This window comes from Actinomadura kijaniata NBRC 14229, from assembly GCF_001552175.1.
In the GTDB taxonomy this organism is placed as follows: domain Bacteria; phylum Actinomycetota; class Actinomycetes; order Streptosporangiales; family Streptosporangiaceae; genus Spirillospora; species Spirillospora kijaniata.
Genome location: NZ_BCQR01000060.1, coordinates 12,015 through 30,396 on the forward strand (window position 1 = coordinate 12,015; position 18,382 = coordinate 30,396).

The 18,382-nt window shown below is 71.5% G+C and carries 16 protein-coding genes, 1 pseudogene and 2 riboswitches; of the genes and pseudogenes, 10 read left to right on the forward strand and 7 right to left on the reverse strand.

All coding sequences use genetic code 11. From position 1 onward, the window contains the following. Window positions 1-22: 22 nt before the first annotated feature. Window positions 23-1,198: an MFS transporter gene (locus AKI01S_RS19870; RefSeq protein ID WP_169813980.1), complete on the reverse strand. Its 1,176-nt coding sequence runs from the start codon at window positions 1,196-1,198 to the stop codon at window positions 23-25. Window positions 1,199-1,245: 47 nt separating this feature from the next. Between AKI01S_RS19870 and pdxR the strand changes: the two genes are divergently transcribed. After that, complete coding sequence (gene pdxR, locus AKI01S_RS19875) at window positions 1,246-2,640, forward strand: MocR-like pyridoxine biosynthesis transcription factor PdxR (protein ID WP_067819730.1); 1,395 nt, start codon at window positions 1,246-1,248, stop codon at window positions 2,638-2,640. 334 nt (window positions 2,641-2,974) lie between these two features. Here pdxR and AKI01S_RS19880 read toward each other — a convergent pair whose 3' ends face one another. Next, window positions 2,975-4,255, reverse strand: coding sequence for an amidohydrolase family protein (locus AKI01S_RS19880; protein ID WP_083999875.1), 1,281 nt, complete (start codon window positions 4,253-4,255; stop codon window positions 2,975-2,977). Window positions 4,256-4,562: 307 nt separating this feature from the next. Between AKI01S_RS19880 and AKI01S_RS19885 the strand changes: the two genes are divergently transcribed. From AKI01S_RS19885 to AKI01S_RS19895, 3 genes are all read left to right on the forward strand, one after another. Further along, entirely contained in the window at window positions 4,563-4,937 is a 375-nt protein-coding gene (locus AKI01S_RS19885) for a BlaI/MecI/CopY family transcriptional regulator (protein WP_067819737.1), read from the forward strand. Between the two features lie 407 nt (window positions 4,938-5,344). Then, window positions 5,345-5,794 (forward strand): STAS domain-containing protein, encoded by a 450-nt coding sequence (locus AKI01S_RS19890; RefSeq protein WP_083999877.1) that lies wholly within the window; start codon window positions 5,345-5,347, stop codon window positions 5,792-5,794. Window positions 5,795-6,172: 378 nt separating this feature from the next. Next, on the forward strand, window positions 6,173-6,886 hold the full coding sequence (locus AKI01S_RS19895) for a GAF and ANTAR domain-containing protein (protein WP_067819745.1): 714 nt from the start codon (window positions 6,173-6,175) through the stop codon (window positions 6,884-6,886). 137 nt (window positions 6,887-7,023) lie between these two features. Here the strand turns inward: AKI01S_RS19895 and AKI01S_RS19900 are convergent, their stop codons facing one another. Beyond that, window positions 7,024-8,004 carry a CHAP domain-containing protein gene (locus AKI01S_RS19900; protein ID WP_067819747.1) on the reverse strand — a complete coding sequence of 327 codons (981 nt, stop codon included), beginning with the start codon at window positions 8,002-8,004 and terminating at the stop codon, window positions 7,024-7,026. After that, window positions 8,005-8,150, reverse strand: a riboswitch (cyclic di-AMP (ydaO/yuaA leader). It lies immediately after the preceding gene. A 386-nt stretch (window positions 8,151-8,536) separates the two neighbouring features. Continuing rightward, on the reverse strand, window positions 8,537-9,232 hold the full coding sequence (locus AKI01S_RS19905) for a M15 family metallopeptidase (RefSeq protein ID WP_067819749.1): 696 nt from the start codon (window positions 9,230-9,232) through the stop codon (window positions 8,537-8,539). 9 nt (window positions 9,233-9,241) lie between these two features. Continuing rightward, window positions 9,242-9,421, reverse strand: a riboswitch (cyclic di-AMP (ydaO/yuaA leader). A gap of 307 nt (window positions 9,422-9,728) precedes the next feature. Here AKI01S_RS19905 and AKI01S_RS53580 point away from each other — a divergent pair. Beyond that, window positions 9,729-10,181 (forward strand): annotated as a pseudogene (locus tag AKI01S_RS53580) (IS5 family transposase); the annotation flags it as partial. 151 nt (window positions 10,182-10,332) lie between these two features. On the opposite strand, the gene AKI01S_RS19915 reads toward AKI01S_RS53580, so the two are convergent. After that, window positions 10,333-11,736, reverse strand: coding sequence for an alpha/beta fold hydrolase (locus tag AKI01S_RS19915; RefSeq protein WP_169813982.1), 1,404 nt, complete (start codon window positions 11,734-11,736; stop codon window positions 10,333-10,335). 587 nt (window positions 11,737-12,323) lie between these two features. Between AKI01S_RS19915 and AKI01S_RS19920 the strand changes: the two genes are divergently transcribed. The 4 genes from AKI01S_RS19920 (at window position 12,324) to AKI01S_RS50710 (ending at window position 14,829) form a co-directional block, all read left to right on the forward strand. Then, window positions 12,324-12,575 (forward strand): hypothetical protein, encoded by a 252-nt coding sequence (locus AKI01S_RS19920; RefSeq protein ID WP_067819752.1) that lies wholly within the window; start codon window positions 12,324-12,326, stop codon window positions 12,573-12,575. A 14-nt stretch (window positions 12,576-12,589) separates the two neighbouring features. Next, window positions 12,590-13,498: a F510_1955 family glycosylhydrolase gene (locus tag AKI01S_RS19925; RefSeq protein ID WP_067819756.1), complete on the forward strand. Its 909-nt coding sequence runs from the start codon at window positions 12,590-12,592 to the stop codon at window positions 13,496-13,498. A gap of 297 nt (window positions 13,499-13,795) precedes the next feature. Continuing rightward, complete coding sequence (locus AKI01S_RS19930) at window positions 13,796-14,203, forward strand: hypothetical protein (protein WP_067819760.1); 408 nt, start codon at window positions 13,796-13,798, stop codon at window positions 14,201-14,203. A gap of 116 nt (window positions 14,204-14,319) precedes the next feature. Continuing rightward, window positions 14,320-14,829 (forward strand): hypothetical protein, encoded by a 510-nt coding sequence (locus AKI01S_RS50710; RefSeq protein ID WP_157419956.1) that lies wholly within the window; start codon window positions 14,320-14,322, stop codon window positions 14,827-14,829. Between the two features lie 62 nt (window positions 14,830-14,891). Here the strand turns inward: AKI01S_RS50710 and AKI01S_RS19935 are convergent, their stop codons facing one another. Together AKI01S_RS19935 and AKI01S_RS19940 are read right to left on the reverse strand one after the other, a co-directional pair. Continuing rightward, window positions 14,892-16,580 (reverse strand): VanW family protein, encoded by a 1,689-nt coding sequence (locus AKI01S_RS19935; RefSeq protein WP_067819762.1) that lies wholly within the window; start codon window positions 16,578-16,580, stop codon window positions 14,892-14,894. Between the two features lie 135 nt (window positions 16,581-16,715). After that, entirely contained in the window at window positions 16,716-17,888 is a 1,173-nt protein-coding gene (locus tag AKI01S_RS19940; RefSeq protein ID WP_067819764.1) for an NAD(P)/FAD-dependent oxidoreductase, read from the reverse strand. A 172-nt stretch (window positions 17,889-18,060) separates the two neighbouring features. On the opposite strand from AKI01S_RS19940, the gene AKI01S_RS19945 reads away from it, so the two are divergent. Then, entirely contained in the window at window positions 18,061-18,357 is a 297-nt protein-coding gene (locus AKI01S_RS19945; RefSeq protein ID WP_067819829.1) for a metal-sensitive transcriptional regulator, read from the forward strand. The last annotated feature ends 25 nt before the right edge of the window (window positions 18,358-18,382 follow it).

An 18,382-nucleotide genomic window follows, 5' to 3' on the forward strand; every position in this document is an offset into this window, starting at 1 on the left:
CGACCACCCGGCGACGGCGCCTTCACCGCCTTCCCGACCGGGCGCCGCCCGCCGCCACGGCCAGTCCGGCGAGCATGAAGGCGGCGCCGAGGGCGCACGCGGCCGTCCACCCGCCGAACCGGTAGGCGGCCGTCCCGCCCGCGGAACCGGCGACGCCCCCGAGGGTGTAGACCGTCATGTACGCCGACGCGACCCGGGACCGGGCACCGTTCACCAGGCCGTACACCACGCTCAGGTTCACCAGGTGCGTGCCGTGGACGGCGACGTCCAGCGCCAGCATCCCCACGACCAGCCAGCCCAGGCGCCCGCCGCCGCCCGCCCCGGCCATCGCGAACGCGGCGGTGCCCAGCGCGAGCAGCCCCCACGTCAGGGGACGTTGCCGCCCCCGGTCGGCGGCCCGCCCGACGGGGCGCGCCGCGAGCGCGCCCGCCGCGCCGACCAGCGCGAACAGCCCGATCCGCGCCTCGCCGTAGCGGTAGGGGGCCGCCGCCAGCAGGAACGCCACGGTCGCCCAGAAGACGGTGAACCCCGCGAACGCACAGGCGCCGACGACCGAACGCCGCCGTAGCTCCGGCTCCCGCGCCGCCAGCCGTACCGTCGCCCGGAGCTGCCCGCCGTATCCCATCGCGGTCTCGGGCGGGGCCGGGAGCATGACGCGCGCCAGGACGCCCGCCAGCGCCAGCGTGACCACCGCCGCCGCCCCGAACAGCGCCCGCCATCCCACCGCCTCCGCGACCAGGCCCGCGACCGTCCGGGACAGCAGGATCCCCGCCAGCCCGCCGCTCAGCACCGTCCCGACGACCCGGCCGCGCGTGCCCTCACCGGCGAGCCCGGCGGCGTACGCGACGAGGACGTTCACCACGCCCGCGCTGGTCAGCCCGATCGCCGCGCCCGCGACGAGCAGCACCTCGACCGGCGGAGCGGCGGCGGTCAGGCCGAGCGCCGCCGCGTCCGCGCACAGCAGCAGGACCACCAGGGGACGGCGCCGCACGATGTCGCCCAGCGGCACGACCAGCACGAGCGCCAGCGCGTACCCGAGCTGTCCCGCGGTGGTCAGGGCCCCGACCGCGGCGTCCGCCCCGTAGGACCGGGAGATCTGCGGGAGCAACGGCTGGCAGTAGTAGAGGTTGGCGATCGTCAGGCCGTACACGGCCGCGAGGAGCCAGATCGTCCGGCGGCTCTGGGGAAGCGTTGTCACCGCAGCGACGCTAGGCGCCGATTGGGTCAGGGCTAAGATCCAACAGCATGGCGGATCAGTGGCCCAATTCCGGACTCGACCTGCACCTGGAGATCGACCCGACGGTTCCCGGACGCCGGGCGGGCCTGGAGAAGGCGCTGCGCGACGCCGTCCAGGACGGGCGGCTCGCGCCGGGCGCCCGGCTGCCCGCCACCCGCCGGCTCGCCGACGAGCTGGGCCTGTCGCGTGGAACGGTCCGCGCCGCCTACGACCAGCTCATCGCGGAGGGCTACCTCACCGCCCGCCAGGGCGCGGGCACGACGGTGGCCCGCCTCCCGCGCCCGCACGGCGACGGCGCCGAACTTCCGGCGCCGTCGGATCGCCCCCGCCACGACCTGCGCCCGGGCAGCCCCGACGTGTCCGCGTTCCCGAGGGCGGCGTGGCTGCTGTCGGCCCGCCGCGCGCTCACCGCCGCGCCCGCCGACGCGTTCGGCTACGGCGATCCGCGCGGACGGCCCGAGCTGCGCGCCGCGCTCGCCGACTACCTCGGGCGGACCCGCGGCGTGCTCGCCCGGCCCGGCCAGATCGTGATCACCAACGGGTACTCCCAGGCCCTGGGGCTGCTCGCCCGCGTGACCGGCGGCGTGGTCGCGATGGAGGACCCGGGCGTCGGGCTCCACCGCGACATCGTCCGGCACGCCGGCGCGCACGTCGTCCCGCTGCCGGTGGACGACCGCGGCGCGCGCACCGACCTGCTCACCGGGAGCGTGACCGCCGTCGAGGTGACCCCGGCCCACCAGTACCCGACCGGGCGCACCCTGCACCCCTGCCGCCGCCGGGCCCTCGTCACCTGGGCCCGCGACACCGGCGGCCTGATCATCGAGAACGACTACGACGGCGAGTTCCGCTACGACCGGCAGCCCGTCGGCGCCGTCCAGGGCACCGCGCCCGACCACGTCGCCTACCTCGGCACCGCCTCCAAGACCCTCGGCCCGGCCCTGCGGCTGGCGTGGATGGTGCTGCCGCCGCGCCTGCTCGAACCGGTCGTCGAGGCCAAGCGGCTGAGCGACCACCACACCGAGGGGCTCGGCCAGCTCACCCTCGCCGACTTCATCGCCGGTCACGCCTACGACCGGCACATCCGCGCGTCCCGGCTCCGCTACCGGCGGCGCCGGGACCGGCTGGTCGCGGCCCTGGCGCCGTCCGGCCTGTCCGCGCAGGGCATCGCCGCGGGCCTGCAGGCCCTCGTGCCGCTCCGCCCGGACGGCCCGGCCGAACGGGACGTCCTCGCCGCGGCCGCCGAACACGGCCTGGCGCTGGGGCGCCTCGGCGACCGCTGGCACACTGCCGAGGAGAACAGCCCGCAGGGGCTCATCATCGGCTACGCGCGGCCGCCGGAGCACGCCTACCCGGCGGCGCTCGACGCCCTCGCGACGGTGCTGCGCGCCGTCCTTCCCGGTTGACCGGCGGAGCCCGGCCCGCCGTGGCCGACAGGGGAGGAACGTAACGGATCAGCGACTCGCGACGTATCTGGACGACCTCTACCGGGAGAGCCAGGAGCGCGACCGCCCGCTCTGACTGCGCAACATGACACCGGCCGCGACGGGCCGGGCTCCATCCGGGAGGTCGCGCGGGTCGGTGGGGCGCACCAGTCGGTCATGGTGGTCATGGCGGTGAGGTGGCCGCAGCCGATGAAGACCGCTTCGGCCTCCGTCCAGGGGCGGCGAGGTGGTCGTGGAACGCCGGATGCCACGCCGGGGAGTCCGCCGAGATCGGTGCAGGCGTACTGCCCGGCCGTCACTCCGGTGGCGTGCGGTCGACCAGGTGGCCGTTCTTCCAGATGGCGGTGATGGCGCGCAGGTCGGTGATGTCGGTGGTGGGGTCGCCGTCCACCAGGAGAAGGTCGGCGCGCAGGCCGGGGGCGATGCGGCCGCGGTCGGTCAGGCCGAACTCGCGGGCCGGTACCGAGGTCGCCGCGGCGAGGGCCGCGCGAGGGCTGAGACCGGCGCGGACCAGATGGGCGAGTTCGACCAGCATGCTGACGCCGTTGGCGTTCGCGCGGATCGGCGCGTCGGTGCCGGCCAGGATCGGCACCCCCGCCGCGTGCAGCCGGCGGACGTTCGCCGAGCCGACCTTCAGGAAGTCGGGCCGGCCCGGCCGGTCCTCCGGCCGCTGTTCGAGCAGGTACCGCTGCGTTCCGCTGAGCCAGGGCGTGACCCGGGCGTCGGCCAGCAGCTCTCTGGCGCCGATGCCCCAGTCGACGACCGAAAGGGTCGGCACGACGAAAGCTCCGCCACGGCGGATCTCCGCGATGTCGTGGGGGCCTCCCTCGGTGTCCCAGAAGACGTGCACGAGGCCGTCGGCGGCGGCCCGGACGGCGGTCAGCGCGAGCGGGAGCTTCTCGGCGTGCACCACCGCGCGACGACGGTGCCGGTGTGCGGCGGCGATCACCCTCTGGAACTGGTCGGCCGTCAGGGTGGGCAGCGTCGACCTGGGCGGCGGGCCCCCGTTCTCCAGGATCACCTTCACGTAGTCGGAGCCCTCGGCGACCCGGTCGGCGACGAACCGTTCGATGTCGGTGTCGGCGGTCACGCGCGGAAAGTCCCAGCCCGGCCGGACGGGGTGGCCGCCCGGCACGGTGACGCCGACGCCCGCCGACCACAGGTCCGCCTGGTCGGTCCTGGCCACCGAACGGCGCTGCCGCCGGGCGTCGGCCAGCACCGACGGGTCGGAGAACATGTCGAGCTCGGTGGTGACCCCGAACCGCAGCGCGTCCGCCCGGCTGCCCTCGAACGAGTGGACGTGACAGTCGATCAGCCCGGGCAGCAGCGTCCGTCCCTCACCGTCGTACACCTGGTGGCGAGATGACGGGGACAGGTCGCCCACGGCGACGATCCGCCCGTCGGCGACGAGCACCGAGCCGCGCCCCGTCACCCGGCGGCCGTCGAAGATCCGGACGTCCCGGATGACGAAGGTCCCGCCCGTCCCGGCCACTGCGGCCGACGGAACGGCGACGGCGGCGACGGCCAGGCCGGGGACCAGAGAAAGGACGCGGCGACGTGATGCTCGATGGCTCATGCGCCCTGACGGTACGAAGAAGGGAAACGCGACGTAATCGACTTTCGTCGCCATCGGCGCGACCCAAGTCTGCCGTTGAGACCTGCCCCCGGACGAAGAGGAGCGCCGCGACCTGCCAGAACGCTGCTTCAACCAGCGACGTTACTACCATGCGTAGTAAGTAAAGGCTGGCGAGAGCTGCTTTCGGCCCGCACACGGAGTGCTGAGAGATGTAGAGATGTGACGGCGAAGGGCCGTGCCGGACTTGGCCACTGGTTACTATGGCCGGTAGTAGGCGTGCTGTCCGGTCGGAGAGGCCAGGTGAGCCATGGCGCTGTCCCGGTTCGGTGAGCTTGAGGCCGCCGTCATGGAGCGCATGTGGACCTACGGCCGTCCGGTCAACGTGCGGGCCGTCCTGGAGGACCTCGAGAAGGACCGGACGATCGCCTACACCACCGTCATGACGGTGATGGACAACCTTCACAAGAAGGGATGGCTGCGCCGCAGGAAGGTGGGGCGGGCCTTCGAGTACGAGCCGGTGGCCAGCAGGGAGGGCTACACCGCCAAGCTCATGCGCGAGGCGCTGGCCACCAGCGAGAACCAGGCCGCCGCCCTGGTGCACTTCCTCTCCGACCTCTCACCGTCCGAGGCCCGGGCGCTCCGCGCCGCCCTGAAGATCGTGCCGCAGGACACCGACGAGTGACCGCGACGTCTTGGCGCTCGATCCGCGTGCTGTCGATACTTGCGGCGACCCCGCGCACTTGAGGTCCGACGACATCGTCGCCAGCGACACGACCAGGTGACGCTGACAGCCACAGGGGCAGATGGACGGTCCCGCCGGGAAGAACTGCAACGGCGGGCTGAAAACCGGCTTCGTTGAACGGCACTGCCGACTGCCGCGCGTCCCTGACCGCCCCCACGTGCTGCTCCGTCTCCCCGGGCGCCACCAGCGGATATGGGAGAACGGCCGGATGTTTTGCCCGCATGGGGGCAGAGCATCCAGTGCAGACACAGACGTGAACCAAAGACGCTTTGGAGGCGTCTTAGCCACAATGGCGGGTGGAAGGCGGGTAATGTCCCAGTCGCCAGCGGGAGAACGGGGGCGGAACAATGGCAGTGCGCGAACCGGGACACCAGTTGGGACACCGGTCGGGGTTCCAGGTACGTGCCGCGCGACACGGTGACTGGGCGGTGCTCCAGGTGGCCGGGGACCTGGATCTGGCCACCGTGCAGATCCTGGAGCAGGAGCTGGTCCGCGCCGCGGCGACCGGCACGCAGGTGGCGTTGGAGCTGTCGCGGCTGGCCTTCATGGACTCCTCGGGCCTGAACGTCGTGATCCGGTGGTGGAAGCGCCTGCACGCGGGCGGCGGCCAGCTGATGCTGGTGAACCCGAGCAAGCGTGTGACCTTGCTGTTGACCACCACCGGCTTGGATCGCTTCATCCCTGTACGTTCCACTTTGCCCGTCATTTCCGCCGACGCCGAGGGCGGCGCGTCGTCGGACATGAGCGGCACGGGAAGCAGCGTCCTGCGGGAGGACGGGGGACGGGACGTCCGGTGAGGCGCGGCCCGTTCCTGGTCTGATCCGTTCGACCCCGCCGCCCACAGCGTCGCTGGTGCGTCCGCTGAGAAGGCGGCATGCGCGCGGGCAGGAAACAAACGGGAGCGTCCGCCGCTGTTCAGGACGGAGGCTCCCTGACGTCATCGGGCGCCCGGGCACTCGGCGACGCTGCCCTGAGCCTATCTCCCAACGCCTGGCTCAAGCAGGATGCGGCTGCTTCACTGGGAGTGAAGGAGAACGACCGCAAGACGGCCCCCGCGCCGCGTGCGAGCTCACGCAAGGCGAGTGATCCCCATGGATCAGGACAGGCCCTCCGGCCGGTGCCCACCGCCCGATCCGGCCGTTGCGCCGGCGCTTGAGCCGGCGCCCGATCTGGCGATGGCGCTGGCTCGCCTGGCACGTGATCTACAGGGGCGTTCCTCGGTGCAGGCGACCCTGGACCGGATCGTGGCGGCCTCGACCGAGTTGGTGGACGGCTGCACCGACGCCAGCATCACCGCGGTGCACCGCGGCCACGCCCAGCCGCTGGCGGTCTCCGGCCCGCTGGCCCGTGACGTCGACCTTCTCCAGGCCGACCTGCGGGAAGGACCGTGCTTCGAGGCGGCCCGCGACGGCACACCGGCCCTGCAGATCCCCGACCTGGCCCGCGCCGGCGACCACTGGCCGCGGTTCGTCCCGCGCGCCCGCGCGCTGGGTGTGGGGTCGATGATGGCGGTGTTGCTGTTCGCCGACGGCCACGCCCCCCGCAACGACCCGCGCCAGGTGCCCGGCCTGCCGAACCTGGGATCGCTGAACCTGTACGCGCGCCGGCCCGGCGGGCTGACCGCCGGTTCGGCGCGCACCGCCGAGCTGCTGGCCTGCCATGCCTCGGTCGCGCTGGCGGCCGCACGCGCCGACCAGACCCTGCGGGCGGCGGTCGTCTCCCGCCAGCTGATCGGCGAGGCGGTGGGCATCCTGATGGAACGCCACAAGCTCACGAGCCGCCAGGCGTTCGCGCTGCTGGCCCGCACTTCCCAGGACAGCAACATCAAACTCCGCGAACTCGCCGAACACCTCACCATCACCGGCGAACTGCCCCGCCGCCGCCCCTGACATCTCTCCCGGACGTCCCGCGGTTGTCCACGTGCACGGCTCACGCGTTCGCGCCAAAAGGAGGGGGACAACCGCGAGACGAATCCAGGCCGAGGCCGACCCGCCCAATGCTCTTCGAGGTGGCTCTCGTTCCGTCGCTATCCGTGCCTCACGTCATCCCGGCTGAGGTCGGCGTGCAGCGAATCCCAGAACGCCAGGTCCTCGTCCTGTTGCAGGGGAGAGACCCGGCTCCAGAACTCGCGGTCCTCGACCTCTGCCGCCACCGCCGCCGACACGGCGGGCATGACGACCGTTCCGGCGTCGGCCGCGTCCAGGTCGGCGGGCCTGACGTCCGCGGGCAGCGTGACCGGCACCCGGTGGTGCCTGCCCCGCTTGCGGACGCGTACCGGCGCACTGGTCGGCACCCGGGCCGCGGCGGCTTTGCCCACGGCGAGCACGACCGTCCCGCAGAGCACGACCGCGAGCAGGCCCCCGAGCAGCGTCTCCTGCTGGAGGAGCGGAATCCCGTCGTCCTGGTGACCGGTCCGGCCAACGGTGACCATGTCACCGGACCGGTCGGCTTCGGGCAGGGCGCGGGGAGCCGGAGCCGCGTGCTTGGGGGTGTGGCTCTTCTCGGTGCGCGCGGCCGTCAGCCACGGGAACGACTTGCCCTCGACCCTCACCTTGCCGGGGTAGCCGTAACCGACCACGCTGTCGAAGTCCCGCACCTTGCGTTTGAGGTGGACGCCGTCGGTGTTCGCCTCGATCGTGTGCAGGGTGGAACCCCTGACGCTCTCCACCAGCCCGACGTGCTGGATCGCGCCGGTGTCCTTGGACCCCGACCAGGCGAAGAACACCACGGCCCCGGGTTCGGGCTTGGTGCCCCAGGCGTCGTTCCGCTGGAACCACCTGGCGTGGCTGATCGTGGCGGCGAACTCGCCCGCCCAGTCCTCCACCTTCGCCTGGTTGGCCGCCCAGGCGAGGAACATGTCGCACCACGGAGCGGTCGTGTAGTAGTCGTCGCCGCCCTCGAACGTCTTGCCGTACCACTCGCCGTACTTGGTGTAGCCGCTGGCTTTCTCGCGGTACCCGAGCTCTTTCCTGGCTATTTCAAGCAGCTTTTCGCCTACGGGATCCATCAGCTCTCCTTGGACCGCCTACCGGGTTAGCTGACGGGTTCGGGCCAGGAGCAGCCCTACCGCGCGGAGCGGATTCACCCCGGGAACGTGGGTCCCCGGCTCCCATGGAGGCGCGACGCGCCCTCGGGACTCGGCGGACGATCCGCGCCCCCCGAACGGGGAGCTGGTCACGGACCGATTACGAGGCAATGTAGTAGATGATTCAGGCAATGGCCAAGCGCTGTTCATGGAACGACATAAATGATCTACCTTCGGGAATGTCGTTCGAGATCTGGCAGGCGTCTGATGGCCATCTGACCAGGTCACGAGGTGGATCAAGACTTCGGTGCAGGCGGCGGCGACGATGAGGCGCCGTTGGCTTCCTCTCACCGTTGCCGGACTCTCTACTAATAGAGCTAGTAGTTCTTGTCACTCCCTGATGCCGTGGCGGTGACCTCGGACAGGCGTTTCCCCTTCGACCGTGGAAGCCGGAGGCTCCCCGCGCCCGCGCCCTATGAATCCGATCCGGTCTCCGCAGAGTCCCTTCCCGGATCTACCGGCGCTTTCCTCGGCTCGGGTCGAACTCCCAGTGCCAGGGCTCGTACGGGTCGCCGTAGGCCCGGTCGGGATGGAACCAGCCATACTTGCCCGCGTTGGCGCGCAGCCATGCGAACTGAGGCGACCCCTCGCTCTGGACACCGCCGCAGAAGTCCGCGGCGATGCCGAGGCCGTGCCTGCTGAAGCCGGGCCGGGCGGTCATGCCCGAGGGCATGCTGTCGTGGAGCTGCCGTTGCTTGGCGAGGCTGCGGTAGGTGTCGTTCAGACAGGCGTCAGTGCCGAAGTGGCGCTTGTAGGCCGCATTGAGTTCGTAGAAGGCGAGGGCCGCGTCCGCCCGCAGAAGCAGGTCGCGCTGCGGTAGCGGACACAGGTAGCGGGTCGGGATCTGGCCGTTCGGATATTTGCTGGCCCGTTCCCCCTGCGCCGCGTTGCAACTGGGCGGTGCCTTGGTCGGGGCGGTCGCTTTCGGACGCGCCGTCGGGCCGTTGGCGGATCGCTCCGCGCCGGTGGAACTCGCCGGGGATCCGGCTCGCTCGGCGGCCAGCATCAGCGGCCCGGCCGTGGTCGTCGTGGAGTTCTCGTCGTCGCTGAACCCCGAGGTCGCACCCAGGGTCCCCGCCAGGACGCCCGCAAGGATGGTGCTGGTGATCGCCCCTGCGAGCCTGCCCTTTCTCGGATGCCGCACTGTCACGGCGTCTTCTCCTGTCTTCCATGTCGCCTACCGGGTTAGCTGACGGATTCGGACGTGGAAGTCGCCCTACGGCGCTCTGGGGGAGAACAGAACTGAGCGCCGATTCACCCCTGCGAGTGGCGGCCCATGGGGTGCCCTCGCACTGGTTCCCCGGCTCCGCGCCGCGCGCGGACTCGGCGTCGTCCGAACTCACCGGGAAGCAGGCCACTGCCGTGACCGGTTCCGGGAGCATGCGGACGCATTCGGATGGGCGCCGACCCCCGAGGGGTGTCGACGTGGTCCGGAGAGTACCAAAGCGTCAAAGAAAGGCAAATGACCTGTCAAGTCGCGGCGGAGGATCCGTTCTCGCCCCGCGTTCCCGGCAGTTAATTATTGCGACGCATGTGCCAAAAGTGACATGCGAGACGGCCTTCTGCTCAGATCACTCCGCCTTGAGACCGACGTTCTGTACTGTCTGGCCGATGGCACCTTCGCTCGCAAGCTGCCCAGGCTCGCGCGGGTGCACCAAAGCGCCGCCGACGTGTCAAAAGGGGGCGCCACCGCCAGGGGCTCGGGCGGTCCCGGGGCGGGCTGACCACCAAGATTCACCTGGCCTGTGACGGGCGGGGGCGGCCGTTGCCGCTGGTGGTGACCGGCGGCAACGTCAACGACCGCACGATGCTGGCTGCGGTGTTGGACCAGATTCGGGTGCCGTACCCAGGGGCGGGGCGAGCTCTCACGCGCCCCGGTCCTGTGGTGGCCGACAAGGGTTACAGCAGCCAGGACGATCCGGGCGTATCTGCGGCGGCGCGGTATCGGCGCGACGATCCCCGAACGCGCTAAGCGCCGCAACGTGATGGAGCGCTGCTTCAACCGGCTCAAGCACTGGCGCGGCATCGCCACCCGCCATGACGAGACCGCCGGGTCCTGCCAGGCCGCCATCACCTTGGCCGTGCTGGTGTGGCTGTGAACTTTGACGACACAAGCTAGAGGGCTACGTGGCCCCCTGGATGAACCGGGTGCTCGCCGTGGTCCCGGGTGGGTGAGTCGTGGGCTCCGACGCCGCCGCCAGGGCATCGGGCCCGGCGTCCCATGGCAGGTCGCCGGGCCGGTACCCGGTGTCAGCTCGGGACTGCGCTGCCCTCACAACCCTTGCCGATCTGGCCCGTCTCGAAGTACCGCACCACGTCGGCGGCGCACTTGGGCACCCGGGTGGTCGACACGTGCACGTCGTCGGAGACGGTGTAGACGGTGCCGCCGATGGCGCGCCGTGTCTGCAGCGTCCAGTCGTAGACGGACATGAACTCGTGCAGGTGCCCCGCCAGCACCAGCGACCCGTTGCTCCGCTTCAACGTGGCCTGCTGTACCGGCAGCGGCCAGCCGGAGCATCTGACAGGCAGTCCCCAGGACCGGCCGGTCGCCGGGTGGCGCTTCACGAGGCGCTGGTAGTCACGCCAGGCGGTGTCGAAACCGGCTCGGCTGCCGTCCTGGTTGCACGTGACGGCCAAGTTCATGGTCCTGTTCAGTGTCTCGGGCGCACCGGGCACGGGCGTCCCCATCATCGGTGCGCCGAGCAGCTGTCTGACGGCGGGCGGGGCGGTGGTGCCCGTCGCCGTCCGCAGTTCGGCCAGCGCCTTGCCCGCGCGCACCCACTCGGTCGAGTTGCGCTTGGCCAGGTCGGCGACGGCCGAGCCGTCAATGGGCCGCTGCATGTCGGTGTAGGTCTTGGGGCTCTTGTCGTAGGTGCGGACCAGCTTCGCCACCTGCGCGCGCACCTTCCGTGCGGTGGCACCGAGCCCGTAGGTCCCGTCGCGGCGGGCCAGCCAGGCGGCCATGCGCCCGAAGTTGCGCTCGGCCGCCCGCGCGCTGTCCTTGGCGTGCTGGTCGATACGGGTCCACGGCGGCGCCACGCTGTCCAGGAAGGCCCGTCCGGTGTGCCCGGGGAACAGGCTGCGGTACACCATTCCCAGGTAGGTGCCCCAGGAGAAGCCGAGCAGGTTGAGTTCGCTCTCACCCAGCGCGGTCCGTACCAGGTCCAGGTCCCTGGCCACGTTCTCGGTGGTGAGCTGTCCGAGGAAGGCGGGGTCAGAGCGTCCGCACTCGCGGTTGGCGGCGACCTGGGCGTCGTATATCTTCCTGGCCGCCTCCTTGGTCAACGTGCCGGGTCCCTGCTGGCCTGCCGGCGAGAAGGTGCAGGCGACCTTGGTGCTGTCGCCGACCCCGCGCGGGTCGAAGCCGATGATGTCGTATCGCTGGTTGAGCCCCGCCATCTGCTCGTTCCTGAGCGCGGTCCGCAGGACCGGGTCCAGGTATCCGCTGTTGCCCGGCCCGCCCGGCAGGACGGCGACGGCGCCCAGCCGGTGGGCCCGGTCCGTGGCGGCCAGCCGGGTCACCGCAATGTCGATCTTCCGCCCGCCGGGATCGCGATGGTTCAGCGGGACGCTGACCGTGCCGCACTCCAGGCGCTTCATCAAGGAGCGGAACGCCGCCACCTTGTCCACCGCCACGCCCAGGCTCCCGATCACCTCATCGGAATAGGCGGGACAGGGTTTCCACCGCACGAAAGACCCACCGGAGCTCGGGCCGGGATCCGCGGTCGCGGCTGCGGTGGAGCCCGCCGCGAAAGGATGCGCCACCACCCCCGCCAGCGCCAGTGCTGTCAGTGAAGTTCGGTACATCATGCGGATCAGTAGTAGAGCAGCGGCTGTTTCCTTGCCGTTTCCATGAGGATGGTCACCCGCTCTACGCGGACTGACCAGCAAACTCCATCTGGCCTCCGACGAGCGCGGGCGTCCGCCAGCGCTGTTGGTGACCGGCGGAAACACAGGTGACTGCACGGTGTTCACCGCGGTGATGGACCAGATCCGGGGCCTACGCCTGGACGGCCTGCCACATGGCCGGGAAGGTGCCATCGGCGGCCGATTCGTCGCTGCTCGGTCGCGACAGCGCCGCGCGGGCCGCCTGCCCGACCGCTCCTCACCTGCGCCGTGGTCCTACAGGTCTAGAGCCCTTACCGCCGGGTGAGGCCTTGCCCCGCCGGTCTGCGGGACGCCACCTCATCCGGCCATGCTCTGTTCCCGTTCGCATGACTGACGTGTGAGGCGTATTCGACATGCACACCATCGACTTCTGTACCGGCCTGCCGACCGCCGGAGCGCTGGCCGTGTCCGCCAGCGGCGACGACGCGCCACCACGCGTTCCGTCCTCGAACGGTCTCCGAGCCGAGGCCGCCTGCCGAGGCGACGCCCTGCCGTCCAGCAGATCAGGGAGCTTTCCGCTGGCCGCGCTCGCGCTGTCCGGAATTCGCAAGGACGTCGTGAGGATGCTGCCGAACGGCACGCCCGACGTCGACTACCAGGCATGAACGGAGGAACCGCGATGTTCCGGTCACGACGTTCCAGGGTGTTCCCCCGGACACGCCTCGCCTCGGGCGCGGCGATCACGATCCTGGCGTCGCTGGGACTCGCCGCCTGCGCAGGCGACAAGAAGCATCCCGCGCCGACGCAGTCCGCCGTCAGCCAGGGTTTCGGCCATGTTCACGGAATCGGCGTGGACCCGGCGGACGGCGCGGTCTACGTCGGCGCGCACCACGGGGTCTTCCGGGTCGCAGGCCCCGGGCAGGCCGTCCGGGTCGCCGGGCGCGTCCAGGACACGATGGGCTTCGCCGTCATCGGCCCGAGGACGTTCCTGGCCAGCGGCCACCCGGCCATCACCGAGATCTCCAAGGGAGTGGCCCCGCACCTGGGCCTGATCCGGTCCGAAGACGCCGGGAACACCTGGACCGCCGTGTCGGAGCAGGGGAGAGGCGACTTCCACTCCATCCAGCCCGCCGGGAGGAACCTGTACGTCCACGACAACCAGACCGGGCATGTGCGGCGCAGCGGGGACCAGGGGCGCACCTGGGTGCTGGGCGCCCGGCTGGAGGCCGTCGACCTGGCCGCCGGGCGGGACCGGCCGGACCGGGTGTACGCGACGACCCCGCAGGGCGTCCAGGTCAGCGATGACGGCGGAACTACCTTCAAGACCGTGGTCCGGACGCCCGTCCTCACTCACCTGGACGTGACCGGCGGCGGGCTGGTCGGCGTCGATCCGGAGGGGCGGACGTATGCCAGCCGTCCCGACGGGAGCGGCTGGCAGGCGCGCGGGCGTGTTCCGGGCGCGCAGGTGTCCGCGTTCACCGCCGTGGACGACCGGAGACTGCTCGCCGCCGTCGACGAAGGGACCCTGTACGAGTCGCGGAACGGCGGATACGACTTCACCCTCCTGTACCGGCCGCCAACCCGGTAACCGGGCCGAGAGAACCCGGCCGGATACGCAGGGCTGGCCAGACGGTCGCCGTCGCCGTTCTCCTACCTGCGCTGGATCATCCCTCCCTACGGTCGCCGGGGAGAGGACCTGAGCCGACCCGCCACGGTGCTCCCCGTCAGGCGAGCGCGGCTGCTCGCAGGCCGAGAAGGCATGGGGCCGGAACTAACGGCTCAGGACGGTCGGTTCGGCTGTGTCAGCGCTCAGGGGTGGATGAACCCTACGGGGGTGGCGTATCTTGATCTCGCGTAAGCGTACGCCGTACTCCTAAGGGGTGTCATGGGCATCAGTTCCGAGCGCGACCTCGTCGACTTCCTCGTCGCCTACACGCGGGACATGGCCCTCTCGGAAGAGGAGCCCGGTGTGATCCTCGACCGGTACTTCGTGCCGGACTTCGAGTACCGCAACGACGGGCTCGTCATCGACCGGCAGCGGATGATCGAGCATGTCCGTCCCGTTCGCAGGAACGTCGACAAGACGGCGATGGCGGCCGGGGACTGGTCCGGCATCGAGATCCATGAGGCGCTGGTCCGCGAGGACCGGATAGCCGCCCGCTGGACGCTGCGGACCAGGCTGCGGAAGGGCGGGACCTTCGTGGCGGAGGTGCACATGTTCGGCCGCCTGGCGCCGGACGGCCGGATCCGGCGGATCGACCAGCTCACCAGGCAACTGGACGACGACCGGTAGCTTGGTCGCCCCGCCAGGCGGTCGGCTCGGCGGCGGGGAGCCGGGAACGACGTCGTGGCGTTGATGAGTGGGGTGAGGATGACGGCATTGCGTGCGAGTGTCATGGTGACGACGGCGTGCGTCGCGGTGACGGCCTGCGGGCCCTCAGCAACTCCGTCACGGTGAAGGAGGCGCAGCCGGAGGCCCGCAAGCTCGGCATCACCTGGCAGCCGCGCCGGGCGGTCAACCCCGCACAGTGGCCCGACGCCTGTGACCTGCTCGGCGAGAAGGAGATCAAGGCGTTCCTGCCGCAGGCCACGAACTTTCGGCGTACGGCGGAGTGGGTCACCGTCGGCGAGGCAGGCGCGCTCGGTCCGGGTGGCGCGGGCCGGGCGGGCAACGGCAAGTGCACCCACGAGGTCAAGCTTCCCAGTCCCAGCGGACGCCCCTTCGGCAACGGCCTATCGATCGGCATCGACGCCGTTGGCGATCCCGCGCTGGTGACGAGGTTCTTCAACGGGACCGGAAGGGGACCTCGCGCTCGGCCGTCGTTGAGGATCTGGACGCCGCGGGCGCCGACGCGTGCTTCGGGAGCTGCACCGCCAAGAACGACGTGCCCGCCGTCACCTGCCGCCGGGGGCCGCTGATGTTCACGATCCCGTCCATGTCCTGGTACGTCAACATCGACGGCGCGGACCGGCCGACGGGGTCAGCCTCCGCAGGTGACGCGAGGTTCGGGCAGGTAGGTGGTGTGGAACTTCTGGCGGCGGACGACCTTCCCGTCCTGCTTGAAGATCCGCCATACGTCGATCTTGAAGCCCTCGGCGCCGGGCATCGGGATGCACCTAGGCCCGGACTCGGTCCTGGACTCGAAGCCCCGGACCGCATAGCGCGCGGAGCTCTGGGACCGGATCTCGTACCGCCGGGTGCTCCAGAACGTCACGGTGACGGACGTGCCGGTGTAGGAGGTGTCGATGAGGACCCCGTAGGGGGAGTCGTTGCGCCAGCGGAAGTCCGGCTGGGGATGGGAGACGGTGGACTCGCGTCCGGCGGGATAGCGGGAGATGTAGAACGAGTGCGGGGTGTGCTGGACGTCCTCCAGGCCGCCGAAGAAGACGGCGTTGAACATCGTGGTGGTGAACTGCGAGACCCCGCCGCCGACGTCGTTGACGAAACGGCCGTTGAGGATCATGGGCGCCTCGACGAACCCGCGGGCCCGGTCGCGCCTGCCGACGGTCTCGTTCAGGGAGAAGGTCTCGCCGGGCCTGACGATGCGGCCGTCCAGGATCCTGGAGATGGTCTGGATGTTCCTGACCCGGGGCGCGCAGCAGGGGAACCGCGTCGTGAACGTGCTGATCCTCTCCCTGATGCCCAGCCTCCGCGCCGCCTCGGTGGTGACCCGGGGCCTGGCCGGCACCAGGCGCGCCGCGACCTCCCGCGGCCCGTGGCCGGTCGTCGCGGCGGGCAGGGCCGCGTCCAGCGCCCGCAGGTCGATCCTCTTGCCGTCGCGGGAGGGGGACAGCCGCGGCACGCCGTTCCTGATGGTGTAGGTGGCGTCCCTGGCAGGTTGCTGGAGCGTGCGCAGGCGAGGACCCAGCGCGGCCACCAGCTTCCCGGTGTCGAAGTCCGGCTGGAGCCCGCCTCGCGCGTCGGCCCGGAACGTGAGGTGCGGGGCGAACGCGGCCGGGGTCACGCTGACGCGCTCGCCTTCGGCGAAGATGACGATGGGGGCGGACACCGCGGTGCGCGCGGGGCCCGCTGCGGCCTGCCGGACGGCCGCCTCGGTGGTCCGCGGCTTCAGCGGCCCGTGGGGAAGCTCCACCTCGGTCCGGTGGGGGAAGGCGGACCGGACGCGTTGGGCCGCCAGCGACGGGTCCACGCCGGTGCCGTCGCGGGGCGGCACGGCGACAGGGGTCGTGCCTTTGAAGACGACTCGCCCTTCCTGGGCGGGCCTGCCGAAGGTCCTGCCGAGACGCGTGACGGCCGCTTCCAGGCGCGCCCGGTCCACGCGGACGCGGGGCTCCACGTCGCGGCCTCCGGTCACGCTCACCACCAGGGCCGGGACGGTGTGGCGGCCGCGCGTCGCGGCGTCGACGGTGGCGCCGGAGTCCAGTGACAGCCCGGCCTGCCGCGGGTCCAGCGTGGCGGACCGCGAACCGGCGCGGAGCGTCATCGGCCGACGCGAACGCTCGCCCAGCTCGCGGTCGAGCTTCGCCGCCGCGCTCTGCGGGGACATCCCGCCGATGTCCACCCCTGAGACGGTGGTGCCCCGCGGCACCTGGGTCCCCACGTACAGGAACGCCGCGAGGTAGAGGAGCGCGGACAGGCCGAGAAGCCCGGTCGCCGCGACGGCCAGCCGCGCCCCGGCGGAGCGGGGCAGGGACGGTTTCACCGGCATCGCGCCCTTTCTCAGGATCTACTACGAATGCTAGTAGATGCGCGATAAGTGCTGGTCGGAGGAGTCTGCGGACGGCCGTCCCCGGTCTCGACGGCTCTTGGTCGTTCCGGCGAGGCCGGGGGTTGAACGGGGGCGTCAGGCGAGCGAAGCGCTCGCCTCCCGGGCGGCGACGGCCTTGCGGAGCCGGATCGCCTCCTTGGGGTGGTTCACGGCGACACCGCCGACCATCACGCCGTCACGGAGGAAGGCGACGGAGAACCTGTCCTCGGCCGGATCGCCCGCCGCGACGAGCGCCTCATCGGCCATGCTCGGGAAGCCCGCCCACTGGACGCGCGTGCCGTGTACCCGCGTGCCGAGACCCGGAACCTCGGCGTGCGGCTCCGCGTCGCCGGGCCCGCGCAGCAGGTTGCGGGCGGCCCGGGCGCCCTGGTCGTTGGCGTTGGCCCAGTGCTCGACGCGGACGAGCGCGCCGCCGAACACGGGGTGCGGCCAGCGCGCGACGTCCCCCGCCGCGACGATGTCGGAGGCGCCCTGGGCGAACAGCGTCGCGTCGGTCAGCACGCCGTCGTCGACCTTGAGCCCGCTGCCTTCCAGCCAGCCGACCTCGGGGGTGACGCCCGTCGCGACCACGACGAGCCCGGCCGGGACCGAACGCCCGTCGGCCAGCCGCACGGCGCCGTCCGCCACGGCCGCCACCCGGGTCCCGGTGATCAGCTCGACGCCGTTCCGCCGATGGTGGTCGGCCAGCCACCGGCCCGTCGTCTCGCCGAGCAGCCCGCCCATGGGAAGCGGGCCGGCTTCGACGAGGGTGACGTCCAGCCCCAGCGACCTGGCCGTCGAGGCGACCTCGCCTCCGATGAAACCGGCGCCGATGACCACCACCCGGGCCGGTCCCTGGTTCAGCGCGGCGCGCAGGGCCAGGCCGTCGTCCAGCGTGCGCAGGACGTGGACGCCCTTGTGGGTGCCCTGCCCGCCGGGGAGGTGGCGCGGGCGCGCTCCGGTGGCGATCACCAGGCCGTCGTAGGGCAGGTCGGCTCCGTCGTCGAGGGTGACGGTGCGGGCGACGCGGTCCAGCCCCACGGCGCGGCGGCCGCCCACCCAGCGGGCGTCGAACCCGTCGCCCGGCAGCGTCACGTCGTCGTCGCCGGTCAACAGGCTCTTGGACAGCGGTGGACGGTTGTAGGGCAGGTGCGGCTCGGCGCCGACCAGGGTGAGGTCGCCGGCGAAGCCCTCCTCGCGCAGGGCCTGGGCGGCGCGCAGTCCCGCGAGCGAAGCACCGACGATCACGATGCGGTCCAACGATGGCATTGCTGTCTCCTTCCGGGGTCCGTGGCGGTATACAGTACCCCCGTAGGGTATAAGTTGCACTGTGATCGGCGTCTCATCGCGGATGCAGGCTCCCCTCGGGCCCTCTGGGGTCATGCGAGGGAGTGGCGCATCGCACTGGTATACCCCTAGGGGGTTTATGTACCGTGGCTTCATGGAGAGGGAGAAGCAGTCCCCGTCACGGGGCTACAGCGCGACGAAAGAGCAGCTGGGCGGACGGCTGCGCAGGATCGAGGGCCAGGTGCGCGGCGTCGGGGCCATGGTGGAGGACGACCGCTACTGCATCGATGTGCTCACCCAGATCTCGGCCATCCAGGCCGCGCTGAACAAGGTGGCGCTCGGGCTGCTGGACGACCACGTGCGGCACTGCATGCACAGGGGAGCGCTCGACGGCGAGTCGGAGGCGATGGCGGAGGAGATGATGGCGGCCGTCGGCCGCCTGATGAGGTGAGAACGGGGCCGGGACGGCAGTGGCC